Raw genomic sequence first — 21342 nt, forward strand, 5'->3', positions numbered from 1 at the left:
ACGATATAAAAAATGCCGCAATCCTTTTTAAAAGCGTGCGGCATTTTTATATTAAATGTTATTGCTTAGCTTATCTGCTAGTAGTTCTATTGGGTGTTTTGGTTTGAATTTTTCATAGCGTTTAACTTGGCTACGACAAGAAAAACCGGTTGCTAATAATTGCTCAGGTTTATTTTTCTCTACAACACCTTGCCAACTCATTTCATATAATGCTCGAGAGTTTTTTTGGTTTTGCGCTTCATGGCCATATGTACCTGCCATACCGCAACACCCTGTTGCTGTTGTATTAAGTTTTAGGCCTAAGTCAGTAAAAATTGTTTGCCATACATTCGCCGCTTTTGGTAATGCGGTTGTTTCAGTACAATGACTTACTAACGTAAATGTTATATTGCTATCAACTTTGTTAGCTAATGATTTAAAAGATTGTGTTGCTAACCATTCATGAGCAAGTAGCACTTCAAATTCACCACGTTCATCACCTAAAATAGAATTATATTCATCCCGATAACACATTACTAATGATGCATCTAAACCTACAAGTGGTGCATTTATTTCAGATAATGAATTTAAAAATGTTGCTGCATTTTTTGCTGTGATCTTAAATTCATTTAAAAAACCTTTAACGTGTTGCGGTTTTCCATTTGGCTTAAACGGTAACAGTATTGGCTTCTTGCCTAGTGCGGAAATTATTTTTATAAAACTTTCTACCAGCTCAGCTTCATAAAAACTGGTAAACGGATCTTGCACAATTAGTACATACTCACTTTGTTGCTCGGGAGATAAGCCTGAAAGTTGTGCAAAATTAAATTCGTGCGTTTTATTAATTCGTTTTGTTAAACGTGGTGAACTAAGCACGGGTGTATCAACATAGCCAACAGATTTTTTTATTAATGAGCTGACTAATTTAGTTTTTACAATTGGATTTATTACATTTGAAAATTTGGCCATTAATGGTGCACTGGCTTCAATATTACCGACTAGATAATCTTTAAGTGGGCGCGCGTAGTAACTGTGATAATAATTTAAAAAACGTGATCTAAAAGTCAGTACATCAACTTTTATTGGGCACGCTGTGGTACATGCTTTACACGCTAAACACTCATCCATTGAGGCTTTAACTTCATGAGAAAAATCATATACGCCTTTCTTTTTATCGCGGCTATGTTGAAAACGTTCCCACCAGGTGATCACTTCACCTTTATTAAGTTCTTTTTCAACCTCAATTAAATCAATCTCTTTTGCTTCTTGTAATCGTAACCATTCGCGCATTAAACTTGCGCGACCTTTAGGTGAATTACGACGATCACCGGTTACTTTATATGATGGGCACATTGGAGAGTTTTCATCATAGTTAAAGCAAATACCATTACCATTGCATGTCATTGCATTATTAAAACTAGTTTTAACATCAACCGAAATTTGTCTGTCGAACCACGAACGCTTTTGATCGTCAACGCTAACTAGTGAGTCCTTACTTTCAATTGGAGTACATATTTTACCGGGATTAATCCTATTGTTAGGATCAAAAGCTGATTTTATAAGTCGTAATTGCTTAAATAAATGCTCACCAAAAAACTCAGGGCCATATTCACTTCTATACCCTTTGCCGTGCTCGCCCCACATTAAACCACCGTATTTAGCTGTGAGTTTAACAACTTCATCAGAGATCACTCGCAGTAATTTTTTCTTGTTCGGGATCACACATATCAAGTGCCGGTCTAACATGTAATACACCGGCATCAACATGACCAAACATGCCATATTGTAAATTATGGCTATCGAGCAAAGCTCTAAATTCAACAATATAATCTGCAAGATTCTCAGGTGGTACGGCGGTGTCTTCAGCAAACGCCAAAGGTTTTTGTGCGCCTTTAACATTACCTAACAAGCCAACTGATTTCTTACGCATGGCATAAATTTTTAAAATATCAGCCTTACTGCTGGTAAGTTGATAACCAATTACGCCATTTTTTTGTTGTGCAACGCAATCATCGAGTAATGCACATAGCGATTCAACTTTGTCTTTTATGTCATCAGGCGATACAGCATTAAACTCAACCATGTTAAGCCCTTGCATATCCTTATTTGGCACATCGGTTATTAAGTCCGATACTGAATGCCAAATTATATCTTCACGTGCAAGATTTAAAACTTTGCTGTCAACGGTTTCAACTGAGGTAGCACGAGCATCGACCAAAAACGGTGAATGACGCAGTGCCGAATCAAAGCTATCATACTTGATGTTGATTAAGGTTTTGAATTCAGCAATAGGAGTGATGTTTAATTTAGCCTCAGTAACAATACCAAGCGAACCTTCTGAGCCAGTTATTAGCCTACTCATATCAAAGGTTTGTAAGTCTTCACTTAGCACATGTTCTAGGTCATATCCGGTTAAAAAGCGATTTAAACGTGGAAACTTGGCTAAAATTGCATCCCGCTCAGACAAACAAATATCAAGCACTGTTGCGTACAGTTTACCGATTGTAGTGTTTTGTTCGGCAATTAGTTTGGCTTTATCAATGTCAATTGGTGTCGTTGACATTTGTGTGCCATCGACTAAATAAGTGGTAAGTCCTAAAACATGATCGCTAGTTTTACCATACACCAGTGAGCCTTGTCCTGATGCATCGGTATTAACCATTCCGCCGATTGTTGCGCGATTACTCGTTGATAAATCAGGTGCAAAGAAAAATCCATAAGGGCGTAAAAAATCATTTAGTTGATCTTTAATCACGCCCGTTTGCACTCTAACCCAACCTTCTTCAGGATTAATTTCGAGGATTTCTCGCATATAACGTGATAAATCGACTACGATCCAGGAGTTAATGATTGACCGTTGGTGCCTGTACCACCGCCGCGAGGTCCAAAAGTCAGCGATAGATAAGGGTCTTGTGCAGCAGTTTGCAGAGCAATTTGAATATCTTTTTCAGTTTTAGGAAAAATAACACTTTGCGGTAACTGCTGGTAAATACTGTTATCAGTTGATGCAGTTATACGAGTGGCATAGCTTGCATCAGTGTCGCCAGTAAACCCTTGTTTAATTATAGTTTTTAAGTAACTTGCGACTAAATCGGTCGCGGCATCTTGTTGGCTAATAGTTGCTATCATGACGGTAGTAAATTAAGGCATTTGTTCGATTATATCATGCTAAAGAGCAATAGAAATTGAAGATTTTACAGTTTGTAACACTCTTTTTATCGTAAAAAGACTGTGATTACTTATACTCATAGTAGATGCTTAATTGCGAGGGAATTGAAATGAAAAAATGTGTATTAGTTTTAGTCGGCAGTTTATTTATGTTGCTGGGATTATTTTTTGCTATTGTACCAGGCCCTTCTTTGATCTTTTTTATTGCAGGGCTTATGTGTTTCTCTTTTTATTACCCTAAAGCACGCCATTATTTAGCAATTTGCCAAAAAGCGCTGACAAAATCTTGCGCGTTCTTAGATAAGAAGTTAGCCCGATAAAAGTTATAAATAGGCTATAACATATTGAGTAAACAAAAATGCCAGCAATAACGCTGGCATTTTTTATACTTTAACGATTATTTTGCTAATTTTTTAGCAAGGTATAACCAAGTTTCAAGTACTGTATCTGGGTTTAGTGAAACAGAATCAATGCCCTGCTCTACTAACCACGCAGCAAAGTCTTCATGATCTGATGGACCTTGACCACAAATACCAACATACTTTCCTTTTGCTTTGGCAGTTTGAATTGCCATAGAAAGTAGTTTTTTGATTGCAGGGTTACGCTCATCAAATAAATGGGCAATTAATCCTGAGTCACGGTCTAAACCAAGTGTAAGTTGCGTTAAATCGTTTGAACCGATTGAAAAGCCATCAAAATGTTCTAAAAATTCATCAGCAAGTAATGCATTTGATGGAAGTTCACACATCATGATTACTTTTAAGCCATTTTCGCCACGTTTAAGGCCATGCTCTTCAAGTAATTCAATAACACGTTTACCTTCTTCAAGGGTACGTACGAATGGGATCATGATTTCAATGTTGGCCATATCCATGTCGTTACGAACACGTTTGATTGCTTCACACTCTAGTGCGAAACAGTCACGGAAATCTTCCGAAATATAACGTGCTGCGCCACGGAAACCAATCATTGGGTTTTCTTCTTCAGGCTCGTATTGTTGTCCGCCAACTAAGTTAGCATATTCATTTGATTTAAAATCAGACATACGAACAATTACACGCTCTGGTGCAAATGCACAGCCTAAGGTCGAAATACCTTCAACTAATTTAGCAATATAGAATTCAACCGGTGATTCATAACCTGCAATCATCTGTGTGATTTCAGCTTTTAACTCATCTGTTTGAGCATCAAAATTTAGCAATGCTTTAGGATGCACACCAATCATACGGTTGATAATAAATTCAACGCGCGCAAGACCAACACCTGAGTGTGGTAAGCGTGCAAAATCAAATGCACGATCTGGGTTACCAACGTTCATCATGATTTTCATTGGTAGTTCAGGCATTTTATCGACACGTGAAGTGAGGATTTCAAAATCTAAAATACCTTCATAAATAAAGCCAGTGTCGCCTTCAGCACATGATACGGTTACTTCTTGGCCTGCTTTAATTAGGTCAGTTGCATTACCACAGCCTACAACTGCTGGAATACCTAACTCACGGGCAATGATTGCCGCGTGACATGTACGACCACCACGATTAGTTACAATCGCTGCAGCACGTTTCATGATAGGTTCCCAATCTGGATCAGTCATGTCGGTTACTAAAATGTCACCTTGTTGAACTTGATCCATTTCTTTAATCGAATCAAGTACACGAACAACACCTGAGCCAATTTTATGACCGATGGCACGTCCTTCAACGACAACAGCACTGCTGCCATTTAGTTGAAAACGCTCCATAACATTCGTATCTTCGTTTGAACGAACTGTTTCAGGGCGAGCTTGTACAATGTATAGCTTGCCGTCATTACCGTCTTTTGCCCACTCGATATCCATCGCGCGGCCATAATGTTTTTCGATGATCACAGCTTGCTTTGCAAGCTCTTGAACTTCGGCATCGGTAATTGAGAATTTATTTGAAAGGGCTGCATCTACATCTACGATTTCTACTTGTTTACCATGCGCTTGATCGGCAGAGTAAATCATTTGAATCGCTTTTGAGCCAATATTACGGCGCACTACAGATGGCTTACCTTTAGCAAGTGTTGGTTTATGAACATAAAATTCATCAGGGTTTACTGCGCCCTGTACAACCATTTCACCTAGACCATAACTTGAGGTGATAAACACCACATCTTCGAAACCTGATTCAGTATCAATACTGAACATAACGCCAGACGATGACTTATCAGAACGTACCATGCGTTGAATACCCGCAGATAATGCTACGCCGCGATGATCATAACCCTGGTGAACACGGTATGAAATGGCACGGTCATTGAAAAGCGATGCGAACACATGCTTGATGGCGACCATTACTGAGTCGATACCACGTACATTTAGGAAGGTTTCTTGTTGACCTGCGAATGATGCATCAGGCATATCTTCAGCTGTTGCTGATGAACGTACTGCGAATGAAACATCGTCTGCTGCATTGCCGTGGAGTTGGCTGTATGCGTCGCGAATGGCTTGGTCTAAATTAGGTTGGAATGGGGTGTCGATAATCCACTGACGAATATCAGCGCCGACTTTTGCTAGTGTATTTACATCTTCCACGTCCAGTGTGTCTAAAATGTCGTGGATCTTTGCATTTAGTCCTGATTGCTCAAGAAACTCATTAAATGCGTCTGCGGTAGTAGCAAAACCACCTGGGACTTGTACACCAGCGTTTGCTAGGTTAGAAATCATTTCGCCGAGTGAGGCATTTTTGCCGCCAACACGAGGAACATCTTGCATACCAAGCTCTTGATACCAGAGAACGTATTCTTGCACGGATCTTTCTCCAAAAAAACAAATTGTAGTAATAACTGTGAGAGTTAAGAAAGAAAACCTTCTAAAAAGGTCACCTTCATTCTACACTGGCAATAGACCTTACGTAAACCGTAGGGTGGCTATTTTAACTATTAAACGTAATAAAAAGGTTAATATGAGAACTGCATTTTATATTTCTGACGGTACAGCTATCACTTCTGAAGTATTTGGCCACGCCACTTTGTCATTATTTCCCGTTGAATTTAATCATAAAACTATCCCTTTTGTTGAAACTGAAAAAAAAGCGAACGAAATAAAAGCATTGATCAATGCAACGGCACAACGCGAAGGCGAAAAACCATTGGTTTTTTACTTTTGTTAATCACAATTTAAGTGAAATTATTCGCTCATCGACCGCCGTTACTTATGATTTCTTAACTACATTTAGTGAGAAAATTGAGCAAGAACTAAAAGTAGCGCCGGTGCCTAAAATTCATCGTACTCATTCAATGCATGAAAAAAGTTATGACTTTAGAATTGATGCCGTGAACTATGCGCTTACTAATGATGACGGCGCTAATATTAGTAACTATGCTGAAGCCGATATAATTTTGGTCGGCGTAAGCCGCAGTGGTAAAACGCCAACTAGTTTATATTTAGCGCTACAGTATGGTATTAAAGCAGCTAATTACCCTATCACTGAAGAAGATTTAGATTCGGGTAACTTACCACAGTGCTTAGTAGCCTATAAGCATAAGCTGTTTGGTTTAACGATTGATCCAGTCAGGTTGGCTGATATTCGCCAACGCCGTATGGCTAATTCAAAATACGCATCACTTAAGCAATGTCGAATCGAAGTACGCGAAGTTGAAATGCTGTATAAAAAACATAAGCTGGCGTATTTAAATTCGACCCATCACTCTGTAGAAGAAATTTCCGCTAAGATCATTTCTGATACTAACCTTGAGCGACGTAAGTACTAACTTCAATATAGCTAATTATAGTTCCACAAGGTATAAAAATAATATCGGACATTAAAAAAGCCGCATCTGCGGCTTTTGATTTTTTGGACTAACTCTACTTACGCGCGTCTTTTAATAAATCTGCAACTAAGAAGCCAAGTTCTAATACCTGATCAGCATTTAAACGTGGGTCACACTGTGTGCGATAACGCTGTGCTAGATCGTCATCAGATAATCCGTAAGCACCACCAGTACACTCAGTAACATGTTGGCCAGTCATTTCTAAATGAACACCACCTGCATACGAGCCCTCAGCTTTATGAACTGCGAAGAACTGGCTGATCTCACGCAAAATATTGTCAAAGCTTCGGGTTTTATACCCTGATGTCGCTTTTTCAGTATTCCCGTGCATTGGATCAGAACTCCAAATTACTTTACGGCCTTCTTGTTGAACGCGACGTACTAAGGCCGGCAACTTTTCAGGAAGTACATCAGCACCCATACGTGTAATTAATGTTAAGCGCCCTGGGATGTTATCTGGATTAAGCGCATCAATTAAACGAATTAAGTCGTCAGGATCCATTCCTGGGCCAACTTTTACCCCAATTGGATTTTTAATACCTTTAAAGAATTCGATATGTGCATGATCAAGTTGGCGAGTACGTTCACCAATCCAAACAAAATGTGCTGAGCAGTCATACCAATCGCCAGATAGATGATCACGGCGAGTAAGCGCTTCTTCATACCCCAGTAATAAGGCTTCATGAGAGGTGTATAAATCAGTCTCTTTAAGGCTTGGAGCAATTGTTGAGTTAATACCGCACACTTCCATAAACTCAAGCGCATCTTGAATCTTATCCGCAAGTTGTTGGTATTTTTCTTTAAGTGGGTTTGCGGCAACAAAACCCATGTTCCAGCGATTTACCTGATGTAAATCTGCAAGTCCACCTTGTGCAAATGCGCGTAATAAATTTAATGTTGCTGCACTGTGATGATAAGCCGTCATTAAGCGTTGTGGATCGGGAATACGCGCTTGTTCAGTGAACTCAAAATTATTTACGATATCACCACGGTATGAAGGTAAAGATACCCCATCAATGGTTTCTAAATCTGCTGAGCGTGGTTTAGCATATTGCCCTGCCATGCGCGCAATCTTAACTACAGGGCATTTACCGCCATAAGTTAGTACGACTGCCATCTGTAATATTGTTTTAAATGTGTCACGAATATTAGCGGCATTAAAGTCACTAAATGATTCAGCACAATCACCACCTTGAAGTAAGAAGGCACGGCCTTCACAAACGTCTTCTAGTTGTTTAAATAAACTACGGGTCTCTTCTGCGAAGACCAGTGGCGGTGCACTCTTTAATTGGCCTTCAACAGTTTTCAGCGCTTCTTGATCTGGATACTGTGGCTGCTGAAGTATTGGGAGCTCTCTCCAGCTATTTGGGTTCCACGACTGCATATTAATTTCCTCATTCCTACATTTACCTGATAGATGAAAATTAACGTATGCAGTCCCCCTGTTCAAGGACTATATTCGCTAATTATCAATTATTTAGTTATGAGATAAATATTATTGATGATTTGCACTGTTCTGCCACCTTTTTATTTTTTAAAATATGCACAGGGTATTGTTTAACTTATTAATATAAAACATAAAATTAAATAATACAGCGAGACCTTAGTAAATAAATTAAGTGCCTACTCTACAACTGAAAATAAGAACACATCATACTTGAATTGCAATGCTATGTAACCTTAACTTTACAGTTGAGATTGGATTATTTTTTATATCAAATGGCTGAAGTTTAAAATATGTGCTAAGGGTGCTGGGTAATAAAGAGGTATACCTAAATTAAATGAAATTCAGTTTGCCTGATGCCGCTTGTAACTACCTTGTTTGATTCATGTTGGCACTTATCTCAAATTACTGATAGTTGTCAATTCAAGCATGAATGACACTGCAATTAAATTAAGGCAATAGTATGTAATTGTAAAATTCGAGCGCTGGTTTGACTCCAACTCCTATACATCTTATTGGCCTATTTCTCAGCGTTCATACAACATTTTTATAATGCCTGGCTTAAACTAGGTAGGTTTAGCAGCTTGTTATCACTGTAGTTCAGCTCTTTAACTATATCGACGATTACTTAAGCTTCATGGTTATAAAGTCTGTAAGCGCAGTTTGTTTTTGTGCTCACAGCCATAAACTTACTCACTGCAACTGCACGACTGATAATTTGTAAGCTGTTTCAAATTAGATAATCCCCTGAAGCAAAATTGAAATAGTGTGCCTATGAGTAATTTATAGAATTGGTCACATCAATAAGCTCCCGTAAATTGTTGCATTGATATACCAGTATCCATTGGCAACTGAAAACTACAATAGAGTTAGTCCTCACCCTTTAATTACACAACTTATACTTGAGGTAAATACCTCTATAGCATCGGAGATTATACAATTGCAGCAACATGATGTACTTAATCATCAGCTTAAAGGCAATATTTAAACATACTTATTTAGAGATGATCGAACTTTTAAGTTAGAAAAACTATTAACCTATCCGTTATAAGGTCCTTACAAAGAACAAAGAACACATCATACTTTTATTAATTTATAATATATACTTAGCATCAGGTAAAATTAAACAATAAATAAACAGGTGATTCTGCGCTGCTTTGTTTTTAGTTTAACTGCGGCTATGGTAGACTATTATCATCTATATTGTATGATGTGTTCTTATGGTAGCTAAAGTACAAATTCGCAGTCAGTTCGATTTACTTAGTGATTTAACTAATCACTTTATTGATGATTTAATGCAATGCGATTATTCAAAGGCTGATTATTATCAATTGCCTGATATTGATAGTAACGATGAAAAGATAGTCCCTCAATCGATCAATGTTACGAAAATTACAGGTGCTACGGGCCAAAAGTTGATTTTAAATTCATTTAACGATATCTATAAAAAATCAGGCTTAAGTAGTCGTGTTTTAAAACGTCACCCTGGGTTACTGGTAATAAAAAATGCGGATCAAAAACAACTTGTTGCTCGAATTCAACAATTAAATAAAGCTAAAGCTGCATTTAAAGAATGTATTCTAGCCATTGATAATAATGATGCTCGCTTTGAAGCGGTTCATAATGCGATACCAAATTTAATAACACTCGCCGCGTACCGTAAAATTCATTTTGAAGTAAACTCCCCTTTTTCAGTTCGTTTTACCTGGATGCACAAACACGCGACTAAAACACTGACAAAAAAGATGGCACTAGCCATGCTCGAAAAATCAGCCGGTTATTCCAATCCTAGAATGATAGATCAACTCAGTTGGCAAACACTCGTTGCTCAAGAACAATTACGTGTCGCTAGTTTAGGAGATAAAGATAAGTTACGAATAAGACGCCCCACCCGCGTTAGCCCACAAGTAAATGTGAGATACACCGCGCAAAATCGTTATCATGTTAGTGCCGCACTACCTTTTATTTTGATAAACCCTGAACCGGATGTAAAACTAGGTACGTTATCAGATTATCAAAAACCACAAAGCCATCCGCGTAAACGAGAGTATGATTTTCTTGTTGATAGATTATATTTGGAACAAGTTGATAAATAATTATGTTAAAAAGGCCGCTATATAGCGGCCTTAGTCAGAATAAGCTTAAGCGGTAAGTTAATCTTTAACTATTTCTTCAATTTTATCTTCGTCGATTAAAACTGCATTTTCAACTATGCGTTTACCACCTTGAATTTCAATACGTTTGTTATGCTTATTCAAAGTAAGTATTTCATCACAAAACTGATCTGAAGGATGCATCTCGTATGTATAATCGACAATGTTGCCAGTTTTATCATCTTTAACATTAGTAATGCTATATTCTGAAATAGCACCTTTTTCGATAAGATCTTTCATCGTAGTGGTCATATCACGACGCAATGCTTTTAATTTATTTTCAGTGATATCGTCAGTTGAATAGATTGAGCCATATTTTTCCATGATAGATAACAATCTAAAATGATATGTTTTTCCTGGTGCCGCATAGCGCCAAAGATGATAAAGACGCAACATCATCCAGCGAGATAATCCGCGCTTTAATTCTTGCGCGCTATTGAAATAGTAACCTTTGTATTCAAGGTTATCGATCATGTTATGGACAAACGCATTCAAGCACGCAACACATTTAACATTACCGCCCTGCCCTTTTTTACCACTAAAGTGCAAAGAAGAAAGAAAGTTCATATTTGATTCGTAAAATGAATCATCAATATTGGTATTTTTAGTATCTGTCGCTGAATACTTAAACGATAGCTTAGAACCTTGCAGTGCTTCTAATGCTTCTTTGATTTGTGGGTAAGGCATTGATTGCCCAACAGCTTTAAGTTCTTGCGCTAATTCGTTCATCGAAAAAACCACGGCATATTGAATACCGGACTTAAAATTGATTTTAACAATTTTACCTTTAGAAGCTAAACGGATTAATGCACGTTCTACTTTTTCTTCACGATCTGATGGCCAAACTAAATATTCAACATCTTCACCGTCTTTACGGGTACTTACTACCGCTGGAGTAATTTTAATTTCACCATCATACAAAATGCCATCCACTTTTTCGGATATTTTTCGAGTAATAATGGTTTTTTTAGGCGCTTCTTCGAGTGGTAATTTTTTATGGCCTGAGCGAACAAAACGTCCCCACAAATCATAATGATTAAAAGTATTCGAATAGGCCCTTAGTCCATGCGCTGCATTTTCTAATGAAACTCGCACATCTTTATTGTCTGTAAATAATGCGAGGCTTTCGTTATCTATTGCACTTTCCACCCCGTGGATCTGACCCCGTAATGTATCGGGTAAGTTATCTACCGAGATGTTGACCTTTCGGTTCATTGTTCTTATTTCCAATTTTATTGCGACAGCTAATAACAACACATTAAACAGAAAAAGTTAAATGTTTAAGTTAGTACAAAACTGATCTGGGATTAAAATATATGTTCAGATCACTATTTTACTAAGTAACCTTAATGATCTTGATTTTCAGATCAGTTTTTTACTAACACTACGGTTATAAGTCTAAATTTTACTAACTCACGCATATTTTTGTCCGTCTATTTTTGTTTTTTAACCAAAAATACACGACATAAATCTAATTTTTACTAATGCCTGTGGATAATCATCGAATCAGTTAGCATAGATCTGATCTATACCTACTACAGATCAGATCTATACTAATTGAACAGCCTATTTATCCCGATCGTAAGTGGATAAGTTCTTAATTATCTTAGTAAAAAACTGATCTCAACAGCGGTTTTTGTGCGTAAACCTGTGTTCAAACTGTGCATAACTTAAGTCTCAGATTCAGAGTTAGTAAAATTACGATCTGTCAGTTACTAAAGATCTGATCTTAACCAAGTATAAACCTGATCCACTTTTTTTACTATTATTTATATATATCAAAAACTTAGATGTGTATTTTATGCCCTTAACCTTTACTACCTTATATATTTAACCACCTTTAAACTTCTTTATTTATACTAAGCAATTTTAAAATTACAAATTAATTCTAAATGTCTTGTTATTAAAAGCCATGTCGTCATAAATAGTTGTTTACAGTCAATTGAATGGACATTATACTTAATACCTAACTTTGAGGAATAAAGTATGTCAATTCATAATAATGCGCTATCCACCTATCGGCTTTTAAAAGCAACTGCAGAAGTCGCAGAAAAATCATTAGCAGGACGTATTCAGCATTATCGTGCCCACTTAAAATCTGAAGAAAAAGAGCTTCGAACTTACACTCAAAAAGCAGCAGCAGATCTGTTAGGCTGTAACAATCGTACCTTAAAACGCCGCCATGACAATGGTGATTTTGATGAGCTAAACATCAAACGCGGTGCAAACGGCCATTACGCTTACACTTTGGTAAATATATTTGCTATGGCAGATATAATGGATATTCAGCCAGATCACCGCAATGTTGACGATAAATTACAAGTTATTGTTATCAACTCTCTAAAAGGCGGCTGTGGTAAAACAACCAGTATGGTAAATATTGCTGCAGCCCTAGCTACGACTAACATTAAACGTTACCGTATTGGTATTATTGATTTAGATCCGCAAGGGTCATCATCAAGTTTTTTCCCACCCAGTGAACCTGAACCGATCACGGTCGGTGATTTAATGCGAGATTGCATTGATTTAGATCCAGATGAAACTTGGCAGCAACTTGTTACAAATGCTTTTTTGCCTACGCATATCCCAAATATACGCATTTTGCCTTCTGGTATGGATGACTTTTACTTTGAACATGAAACTGCAACGTTGCTAAAAGATAGTTCAAGTTATGAAAAAACCCGTCATTACCATAAACTATTAGAAAAAGTTATTGATCCGGTCAAGGATCAATTCGATATCATTTTAATTGATACAGCTCCATCTCTTAACTTCATGTTTTATAATGCTTTAATGGCATCTACGGCAATGCTGATCCCGGTGCATCCTGAGGCCGTTGATTTCGATGCTAATAACAAATATTTAAAACGTTTAGGCGAGATCTATCATACCGTTGCATCTTTAGGTCATGAAGGCTGGGACTTTATGCAATTTTTAGTAACTAATTACGTAAAAGGCAATCATTCACAGCGTGACATCGTTAAAGATGTACGCAGTGCATTTGGTCGTCAGGTAATGAGTTACCCAATTAACCACAGCTCGGCAATTACAGCGAGCTCTTCGTCATTCAATACTATTTTTGATCAAAAAACATCTGACAGCTTAGCAAGTAGAGAATCACTGATCAGAGCTCAAGAAAATATAAAAGATGTTGTTGATGAATTAGAAATGCTGATCCGTTCAAACTGGCAATCAACACAATCTCAATTGAATGAAACTAAGTAAGGTAGTTAACAAAAAATGGCTAAAAAACGTAAAAATGACACCAGCTTAGATCCTTTTGCTACTTCAATTGGTAATAGCAATCTTGATGAATTACTAGAACAAGCAAACGCAGGCGATGTGATCAAAATGCCTGCACCAAGTGATCCTAATCGTCAGATCATACTCGTTTGCAAAGTGATCCCGCATGCTGAAATAGAAAGTACCACCAAGGTGTACGCAAAAAATCGTCGTGTTCAAATATTACTCAATAAAAAGTCTGTCGCTGATATACTCCCTGCAATAGCCGAGGATGGTCGTAACCAACACCCCGCCCTATGTTGGGACAAAGGTGATGAAACGCTGGTATTAGCCGGCTCACGTCGTCGTATGGCATGTATAATCGGCAATGCTGACTACATGGTTCTTAGTTCGAGTGATTTTACAGATTTAGATGCTAAGATTTTAGCGGTATCGTCAGACCAATATATTGCCCCGAGCCTCTGGGAGCTTGGCCAAGCATATCAACAAACAAAAGATGAGTTAGTTGCACAGGGAAAAAAAGGCTCTTACCGTGAAGTAGCCGCCATTGAAGGTGTATCGCATACAGCTATTGCTGATGCAATTAAAGCCTTTGAGAAGCTTCCTGCTGCTGTACTTGCCCTTTATCCAACAGCGAATCATGTTGGCCGTGAAGTAGCTAAAAAACTGATTGCAGCAAAAGAACGTGATGAGCATAGTTTTAATCAGCAAGTAAATCATCTGACACACGATAATAGCTTAGATGAGATTATTGGTGATGATAAGCGTGCAATGGCGATCACTAAATTGCTTACCGCTGAGCCACAGTCAACTCAACGTCGAGAAGCACTACTAGAAAATAATTACATTAGCTTGCAACGTAATTTAAAAAGTGGTGATTTATCAATCAAAATTGATAATAAAGTGATGACTGACAAGCGCTTAGAACAGCTAACTAAGTTATTAAATGCATTTAACTAGTTAATAAAAATCTGATCTAAAGGCTTTTTTTGTTAGTAAAATTCTGATCCCAAACTGTGTTTTGTTAGTAAAATAATGATCTGAAATATCAATAAACCTTACTATTGAGCTCATAGATCATTTTTTTACTAACTGATTAGCTATATTTTTCATTCTTACCGCTATTTTTTTATAGCTTAGTAAAAATGTGATCTGTAAACGCGCTTAATTATTAGCAATATGTTTATAACTTGTGGGTTTATTGTTGGTTAGTTGTGTTTAACTATTAAATTCAGCTGTTTTTGTATTGAGATCATTTTTTTACTAACTTATCAGCTCCAACCAGTCTTTTTAATCATTTTAATGCTTTAGCTCGACGCCGATAAATCATATACTGGTAAAATTATTTTTATTTTTTACTGCCCTGAGCAATATGTCTGCTAACTTATCTAAGAATGACCTACTCGCTATTTTTGAAGAGATCAAGCAAGAGCAAGCGACTCAATTTCCTTTATCTGAACGATTTATTAAACAGCTGTTTAAGCCTCATGTGCTCAGTAAAGCAAAAGAGTACGTTGCAAATGGTCAAATTAACTGGTTAGAGCATAATCATGATTTCTCTGTCATTGATGCCTCGGTGTTTGGAAATCAAGGCAGTACTTTTACCCAACACATAGAGATAAAGAAGTTAGCCAATGGTTTTGCAGTTGATCGACACTGTTCATGTAATGCCAAAACTAACTGTCGCCACTTGGCTGCTGTATTGTTAAAGCTGAAGATTGATCATTCTGGTGATTACGGCCAAGACTATATAATGAATGATTGGTTTGAAGAGCTAACAACACTTAAGCAAAACCAGTCAGCACAAGCTAAAAATGTACTTTTATTTGTGCTTGATGTAGAAAACAATCGGGTTATTTTAACACCAAAAATTGCCGCTTTCTCTGCAGAACATCAGTATACCCTCGGTAGAAACCTTACTGATCAGCAGCTTAATAGTTTTGTAACACCATCCGATTTACTCGAAACTGATTTTCGTTTATACAGTTGGATCCGTTCTCAAAATGCACTTGGTAATTTAGAGCTTAGAGGGCAATGGGGATTTAACGCATTACAGCAGTTGATTGCTTCTCAGCGTTTGTTTTTTGGGCGTTCTCGTCAGTCGATTAAAGCTGATAGTGCTGAAGATCTGAGTTTTTCGTGGTCACACAAAAAAGATCTTATTCAATTAAATGTAAGTTTAACGGGTAAACAATCCTGGTTCTTACTTAAAACCACACCACCAACTTACCTTGATACAGAGTCACTACGCATAGGCCGTTTACGTACGCCACTAAGTGGTGAAGAAGTTGCTCATATCAGAGCGATCCCAGCCATTCATACAGCTAATTTTGATCGTGTCTATAAGCAATTAGCTGCAAATTTTGGTGACGGTGTGATACCCCATTACCAATCATCTGAACGTAAAAAAATAAAACGGGTAGCAGATACTTGCGCGGTTATTGATGTTAGTAATAGCAATAACCAATTAAAGCTTACGCTTACCTTTAACTATCAAGATGGTAATTACGCTCCAAACTCAGCACCAGCAAATATTCTCAATGCATCGCTTGAAAATACCGTTATCACAGAGCTCACAAATTTAGGCTTTGAACTATGTAAAGGGGCTTTACAAAATGAGTTTGTTTTTAATAAACAATCAGTTATTCATCAGCATTGGTTTAAATACGAGGTTTTGCCTAAACTTCGTCAGCGTGGTTGGAAGGTAACTGATAAAAAACTAGTGATTAAAAAATCAATCACTAATGTCAGCTTGGATGTTAAACGTGGTAAAGGTCATCAAATTGTTAGTAAAATAATGATCTCAAACGCTAAAGCTGCCACCGTATTAGCAAATGATAATTCAGAATTTCAATCACTTAATCGTCAAAGCGAACTTTTTTATTATTATGCAAATGGTAAACAGTTTGGAGTAATAACAAAACCAGCTTTTGATACGCTTACTGATTTTAAAGATCGTTTTGAGTTTATAAAAACACGCGATGAATTACTTATACCTTTATCATTTTTAGTGCATTTAATAAAGATGAGCTGTTTTGCGGTTAACTTAGTCGACGACAGCTTAGAGTCTTATTTAGCTGAGCTAGATGCACCAACTACTGCCACTACAGTGTTACATGGCTTGAATGCGGGCGTGCGGCTTCGCGAGTATCAACAGCAAGGCGTTCAGTGGCTACAGTTCTTAAAACGCCATCAGTTAGGCGGAATACTAGCCGACGACATGGGATTAGGCAAAACCTTACAAGTTATTGCATTTTTAGCTAACGCACGGCAACGAGAGCAAGCAGGCCCAACGTTAATTGTCTGTCCAACGAGCTTGGTAAGTAATTGGCAAAATGAAATGGCTAAATTCGCCAGTAGTATTAAAGTGACGACCCTATTTGGTAGCGCGCGGATTGAGCAATTACAACATTTAGCCCAGGCAGATTGCATTCTTACTACTTATCCATTACTCAAGCGTGATATCGCTTACTACTCACCGTTGTATTTCGAGAATATTATCCTTGATGAAGCGCAGTATATAAAGAATGACAGTGCGCAAGTATCTCGTTTAGTTAAGCGTTTAAATGCTCAATTTAACTTATGTTTAAGTGGTACACCGATTGAAAACAATTTATTTGAATTGAAATCATTGTTAGATTTTGCAATGCCTTCCTTGCTTGGTTCACAGGCTCATTTTAAGCAGCATTTTCAGACTCCGATTGAGCGTGACGCTGATAGTGATCGTGCTAAAGAGCTTAAATCACTGATCTTGCCTTTTATTTTACGTCGAACTAAAGCTGAAGTAGCACAAGAGCTACCACCGAAAACAGAGTTGATCAAAGAGTTTGAATTCGAAGCACAGCAAAAAGATATTTATCAAAGCATTACTGATTCTCTAGAAGAGAAAATGGTCGACCTGTTTGCTTCCCAAGGCGCGCAAAAGAGCAAATTAGCCTTTTTAGAGGCGTTATTAAAGTTACGACAAATATGTTGTCACCCGCGTTTGATTGACGAACACACCTCAGCTAGAAGTGCAAAACTTGACTGGTTGAGTAGCCATTTACCAGTGATGTTAAGCGAAGGTCGTAACATTATTATTTTTAGCCAGTTTACTTCTGCATTAGATATTATTGCGCAGCAGTTAGCATCATTGGAGATCAATTTCAGCCTGCTTACAGGGCAAACGCGCCATCGCGATAAAGTGATCGAAGAATTTACCAGTGGTAAAACGTCGGTATTTTTGATCAGTTTAAAAGCTGGCGGTACAGGGCTTAATCTTACTCAGGCGGACACTGTGATCCATTTCGATCCTTGGTGGAATCCAGCAGTAGAAAAACAAGCGACAGATCGTGCTTATCGAATCGGTCAAACAAATCCTGTTTTTGTTTATAAACTGATAATGGCGAATTCAATTGAGCAAAAAGTATTTAAAATGCAACAACATAAGCAAGCGCTTGTTGATGCATTATTTACTGAAAAATCAATGAGTTTTACAAAGTTTGACGAACAACAAATGCTTTCTTTGATAAAAAGTTAGCATTATTTCAAATTAGCCTGATTTATTTTGAACTAAATTAGCGTGAGGGCGTCTACTTCTTTGCTTGTTGTTGAATTGCAGTTTACACAAGCATCATTGTTGATTTCCCTATTTGGTTACTAGTTTTAGTAATGATTGAGCCAGCCCATTTTGAGCTGGCTTTTTTTATGCCTGCTATTTGGTTCACGAGTTATTTTCAACAAATTTAAATTTATTTTGAACTAAAGTAGTTTGAGGGCGTCTACTCTTTTGCTTGTTGTTGAATTGCAGTTTACGCAAGCATCATGTTGATTTCCCTATTTGGTTACTAATTTTAGTAATGATTGAGCCAGCCCATTTTGAGCTGGCTTTTTTTATGCCTGCTATTTGGCGTATGCAGTATTATTTTTATCAATTTTAAATTTATTTTGAACTAAAGTAGTCTGAGGGCGTCTACTCTTTTGCTTGTTGTTGAATTGCAGTTTACGCAAGCATCATGTTGATTTCCCTATTTGGTTACTAATTTTAGTAATGATTGAGCCAGCCCATTTTGAGCTGGCTTTTTTTATGCCTGCTATTTGGCGCATGCAGTATTGTTTTCATCAATTTTAAATTGATTTTGAACTAAAGCAGCCTGAGGGCGTCTACTCTTTTGCTTGTTGTTGAATTGCAGTCAACGCAGGCATCATGTTGATTCCCTAGTTTTAGTTACTTATTTTAGTAATATTAGGCCAGCTCACCTTGAGCTGGCTTTTTTATGCCTGCAATTGTGAGCTGCTGCATTATTTCAATAAATTTAAATTTATTTTTGAACTAAGTTAACTTAGGGGCGTCTACTATTATGCTTGTTGTTAAATTGTAGTTTCCGCAGGCATCATGTTGATTCCCAAGTTTTAGTTACTTATTTTAGTAATATTAGGCCAGCTTACCTTAAGCTGGCTTTTTTTATATTTCACTCTTTTTACTTATCCCTTTAATAAAAGATTGCTGTAATAGTACGTAATGTTTATTTTGCCTTTTTATTTCTAAAATACTGTTATCTGGCCGCAATTGTTTGCGGATAAATCTATGAATTCATTAAATGTTAATTTTTTGTTTCATTTTGATTTGGTTGTGTCTATTATGGAGAATTGATTGTAATATCAATAGTTAGACACATACCTCGTCATTCTTTAAAGGTAGTGATAATGGCTTATTTAATTAATAAACATACAAGCGAATATTGTTTTTTATATGCGCATCATAGTTTTGGGCGGTTTCAATATTCTGTAGATACACTTGTCAACGATCTAAGCGTGTCGAAAATACACACCATTATTGAGTGGTTGAATGGGAAGTGGTATATCCGTGACTTAAGCCTGAATGGTACTTGGTTAAATCATAAGCGTTTGGTGAAGGATGACTCTGAAGAATTAAGTATTGGCGATAAGATTTATTTTGCCGGTAATTCAGAGGTTACTTATGTAGTTAAAGATCTCAGTCCACCTACAGATCAATTAATTAAGTTAGATGACGAGCAAAGTAAAACAACCGAGACAATTAAGCTTAATCATTACCACCTATTGCCAGAGCAGCAACCTGATAGCGTGGTTGTTTTTGAGCAAAGTAGCGGCCAATGGTTGTTAGAATCATTACACGATGATGAGTTTACGATACGAGAAGTCTTAGAAGATCATAGTATTATTACCTTAGGTGGCAAACAATGGATGTTTCTTTCTAGCCATCTGGAAGTTGCAACCCAGATGAGCTCTGTACCACAATTGTATATAAGTGATTTAGACTTTATTTTTAACCTAAGTTTGGACGAAGAAACATCAGAATTAAAAGTTCAACATCACAATAATAATAAAGATTTTGATTTGCATGTTCGCTGCCATCACTATTTAACCTTAAATTTAGCGCGCTATAGAGCTTTAGATGCTAAAAAAGGAGTATTACCAGCTAACCAAGGTTGGGTAAATACGGAGCAATTAGTGAAAGATTTAGGTGTCGACATGCGCTATTTAAATATACAGATACATCGTGCTCGTAAGCAGTTTTCAGAAGTTCTAGTCAATGTTCATGATGCTGAAAATATAATCGAAAGACAATTGCGAAAAGTGCGGTTTGCTGGTGCATCCTTTATGATTTATAAAGGGTGTGAATTAGAGAGTACCTCGGATGTCGTTAGAGCATGAAACAGTATTAAAATTTAATAAAGTCATCACTAACTATAAATTAATTAAGCTACTTAACCAAGGAGGAATGGGAAGTGTGTATCTTGCAGAGGATACACGTTTAAAGCGCTATGTTGCGATTAAATTATTAAAGCCTACTGAGCACTCAGTAGAACATAGCGATCCCTTGGTTGAAGCACAGCTGCTTGCCCGTTTAAATCACCCAAATATTGTACAAATACACGATGTACTTTTGTATGAGCAGCAAATTTGTATTGTAATGGAGTACTTAAAAGGTAAAACATTACAGCAGTTTCAACATCAGCACGTCACCACACTCTCCGAAAAGCTTAATTTATTAGCACAACTGTGTGCTGGTCTAACCCATGCCCATAGTCAAGATGTAATGCATTGTGATTTAAAACCTAGCAATATTTTAATTGATAAAAATGAATTGAAAATCACCGATTTTGGTATTGCAACATTACAAAATAAGCCGCTTGGTGAGCAACGTGATGAATCCAGTTTTGGCAGTGCTAGTGCGATGTCCCCTGAGCAGCTTAATAAACAGCCGTTAGATTTTCGCAGTGATTTATTTTCTTTTGGTATGCTGGCCTATATGTTTATTAGTGGCCGTCATCCATTTGGTGAAGGATCTGCGCAAACGATTGCTAATAATATTGCCAACGGTAAAGCGTGTAATGCACATGAGATCATTCCCAAGTTACCTAATGAATTATGTGATTTACTAAATCAATTATTACAACGAAAAAAGACCGCCGCCCTGTTGATGCTCAAAGTGTAGAGCGTAAGTTACAAGCCGTTATTATAGCTATTAAACAGCAAGAAATTTTGGCGCAAGACACAGTTCCACTAGAGCAACTCGCATTACAAAAAAACCGCCTA

At 37.2% G+C, this 21342-nt stretch carries 10 protein-coding genes and 2 pseudogenes; 8 read left to right on the forward strand and 4 right to left on the reverse strand.

The window, feature by feature from the left end:
• Positions 1-51: 51 nt before the first annotated feature.
• Positions 52-3108 (reverse strand): annotated as a pseudogene (gene ydiJ, locus P4S61_RS21975) (D-2-hydroxyglutarate dehydrogenase YdiJ).
• A gap of 149 nt (positions 3109-3257) precedes the next feature.
• Here ydiJ and P4S61_RS21980 point away from each other — a divergent pair.
• Positions 3258-3467 carry a PGPGW domain-containing protein gene (locus P4S61_RS21980; protein ID WP_145239030.1) on the forward strand — a complete coding sequence of 70 codons (210 nt, stop codon included), beginning with the start codon at positions 3258-3260 and terminating at the stop codon, positions 3465-3467.
• Positions 3468-3544: 77 nt separating this feature from the next.
• On the opposite strand, the gene ppsA is transcribed toward P4S61_RS21980, so the two are convergent.
• Complete coding sequence (gene ppsA / locus P4S61_RS21985; protein ID WP_149980298.1) at positions 3545-5920, reverse strand: phosphoenolpyruvate synthase; 2376 nt, start codon at positions 5918-5920, stop codon at positions 3545-3547.
• A gap of 220 nt (positions 5921-6140) precedes the next feature.
• Here ppsA and P4S61_RS21990 point away from each other — a divergent pair.
• A pseudogene (locus tag P4S61_RS21990) lies at positions 6141-6882 on the forward strand (pyruvate, water dikinase regulatory protein).
• A gap of 94 nt (positions 6883-6976) precedes the next feature.
• Here the strand turns inward: P4S61_RS21990 and P4S61_RS21995 are convergent.
• Positions 6977-8326 (reverse strand): class II 3-deoxy-7-phosphoheptulonate synthase, encoded by a 1350-nt coding sequence (locus tag P4S61_RS21995; protein ID WP_145239021.1) that lies wholly within the window; start codon positions 8324-8326, stop codon positions 6977-6979.
• 1280 nt (positions 8327-9606) lie between these two features.
• On the opposite strand from P4S61_RS21995, the gene P4S61_RS22000 reads away from it, so the two are divergent.
• Positions 9607-10482: a DNA replication terminus site-binding protein gene (locus tag P4S61_RS22000; protein WP_337119203.1), complete on the forward strand. Its 876-nt coding sequence runs from the start codon at positions 9607-9609 to the stop codon at positions 10480-10482.
• A 57-nt stretch (positions 10483-10539) separates the two neighbouring features.
• On the opposite strand, the gene P4S61_RS22005 is transcribed toward P4S61_RS22000, so the two are convergent.
• Positions 10540-11754 carry a replication protein A gene (locus P4S61_RS22005; protein WP_145239015.1) on the reverse strand — a complete coding sequence of 405 codons (1215 nt, stop codon included), beginning with the start codon at positions 11752-11754 and terminating at the stop codon, positions 10540-10542.
• A 771-nt stretch (positions 11755-12525) separates the two neighbouring features.
• Between P4S61_RS22005 and P4S61_RS22010 the strand changes: the two genes are divergently transcribed.
• From P4S61_RS22010 to P4S61_RS22030, 5 genes are all read left to right on the forward strand, one after another.
• A complete protein-coding gene (locus tag P4S61_RS22010) occupies positions 12526-13764 on the forward strand; it encodes an AAA family ATPase (protein ID WP_145239012.1) in 1239 nt (412 codons plus the stop codon).
• Positions 13765-13779: 15 nt separating this feature from the next.
• Positions 13780-14742, forward strand: a complete 963-nt coding sequence (locus P4S61_RS22015) for a transcriptional regulator (protein WP_337119204.1) — start codon at positions 13780-13782, stop codon at positions 14740-14742.
• A 412-nt stretch (positions 14743-15154) separates the two neighbouring features.
• Complete coding sequence (locus P4S61_RS22020) at positions 15155-18301, forward strand: DEAD/DEAH box helicase (protein WP_145239006.1); 3147 nt, start codon at positions 15155-15157, stop codon at positions 18299-18301.
• A 1166-nt stretch (positions 18302-19467) separates the two neighbouring features.
• Positions 19468-20457, forward strand: coding sequence for an FHA domain-containing protein (locus P4S61_RS22025; RefSeq protein WP_337119205.1), 990 nt, complete (start codon positions 19468-19470; stop codon positions 20455-20457).
• Positions 20441-21241 carry a serine/threonine-protein kinase gene (locus P4S61_RS22030; protein WP_337119206.1) on the forward strand — a complete coding sequence of 267 codons (801 nt, stop codon included), beginning with the start codon at positions 20441-20443 and terminating at the stop codon, positions 21239-21241. The genes P4S61_RS22025 and P4S61_RS22030 overlap by 17 nt, the downstream gene beginning before the upstream one ends.
• The last annotated feature ends 101 nt before the right edge of the window (positions 21242-21342 follow it).

The organism is Pseudoalteromonas sp. B160, assembly GCF_037162485.1.
GTDB classification, from domain to species: domain Bacteria; phylum Pseudomonadota; class Gammaproteobacteria; order Enterobacterales; family Alteromonadaceae; genus Pseudoalteromonas; species Pseudoalteromonas rhizosphaerae.

Excerpts from the sequence above, each read along its gene's own strand:
- P4S61_RS22000 (WP_337119203.1), top strand. The coding sequence starts at position 9,607 with ATGGTAGCTAAAGTACAAATTCGCAGTCAGTTCGATTTACTTAGTGAT.
- P4S61_RS21995 (WP_145239021.1), bottom strand. The coding sequence starts at position 8,326 with ATGCAGTCGTGGAACCCAAATAGCTGGAGAGAGCTCCCAATACTTCAG.
- P4S61_RS22005 (WP_145239015.1), bottom strand. The coding sequence starts at position 11,754 with ATGAACCGAAAGGTCAACATCTCGGTAGATAACTTACCCGATACATTA.
- P4S61_RS22010 (WP_145239012.1), top strand. The coding sequence starts at position 12,526 with ATGTCAATTCATAATAATGCGCTATCCACCTATCGGCTTTTAAAAGCA.
- P4S61_RS22025 (WP_337119205.1), top strand. The coding sequence starts at position 19,468 with ATGGCTTATTTAATTAATAAACATACAAGCGAATATTGTTTTTTATAT.
- P4S61_RS21980 (WP_145239030.1), top strand. The coding sequence starts at position 3,258 with ATGAAAAAATGTGTATTAGTTTTAGTCGGCAGTTTATTTATGTTGCTG.
- P4S61_RS22020 (WP_145239006.1), top strand. The coding sequence starts at position 15,155 with ATGTCTGCTAACTTATCTAAGAATGACCTACTCGCTATTTTTGAAGAG.
- P4S61_RS22030 (WP_337119206.1), top strand. The coding sequence starts at position 20,441 with ATGTCGTTAGAGCATGAAACAGTATTAAAATTTAATAAAGTCATCACT.
- P4S61_RS22015 (WP_337119204.1), top strand. The coding sequence starts at position 13,780 with ATGGCTAAAAAACGTAAAAATGACACCAGCTTAGATCCTTTTGCTACT.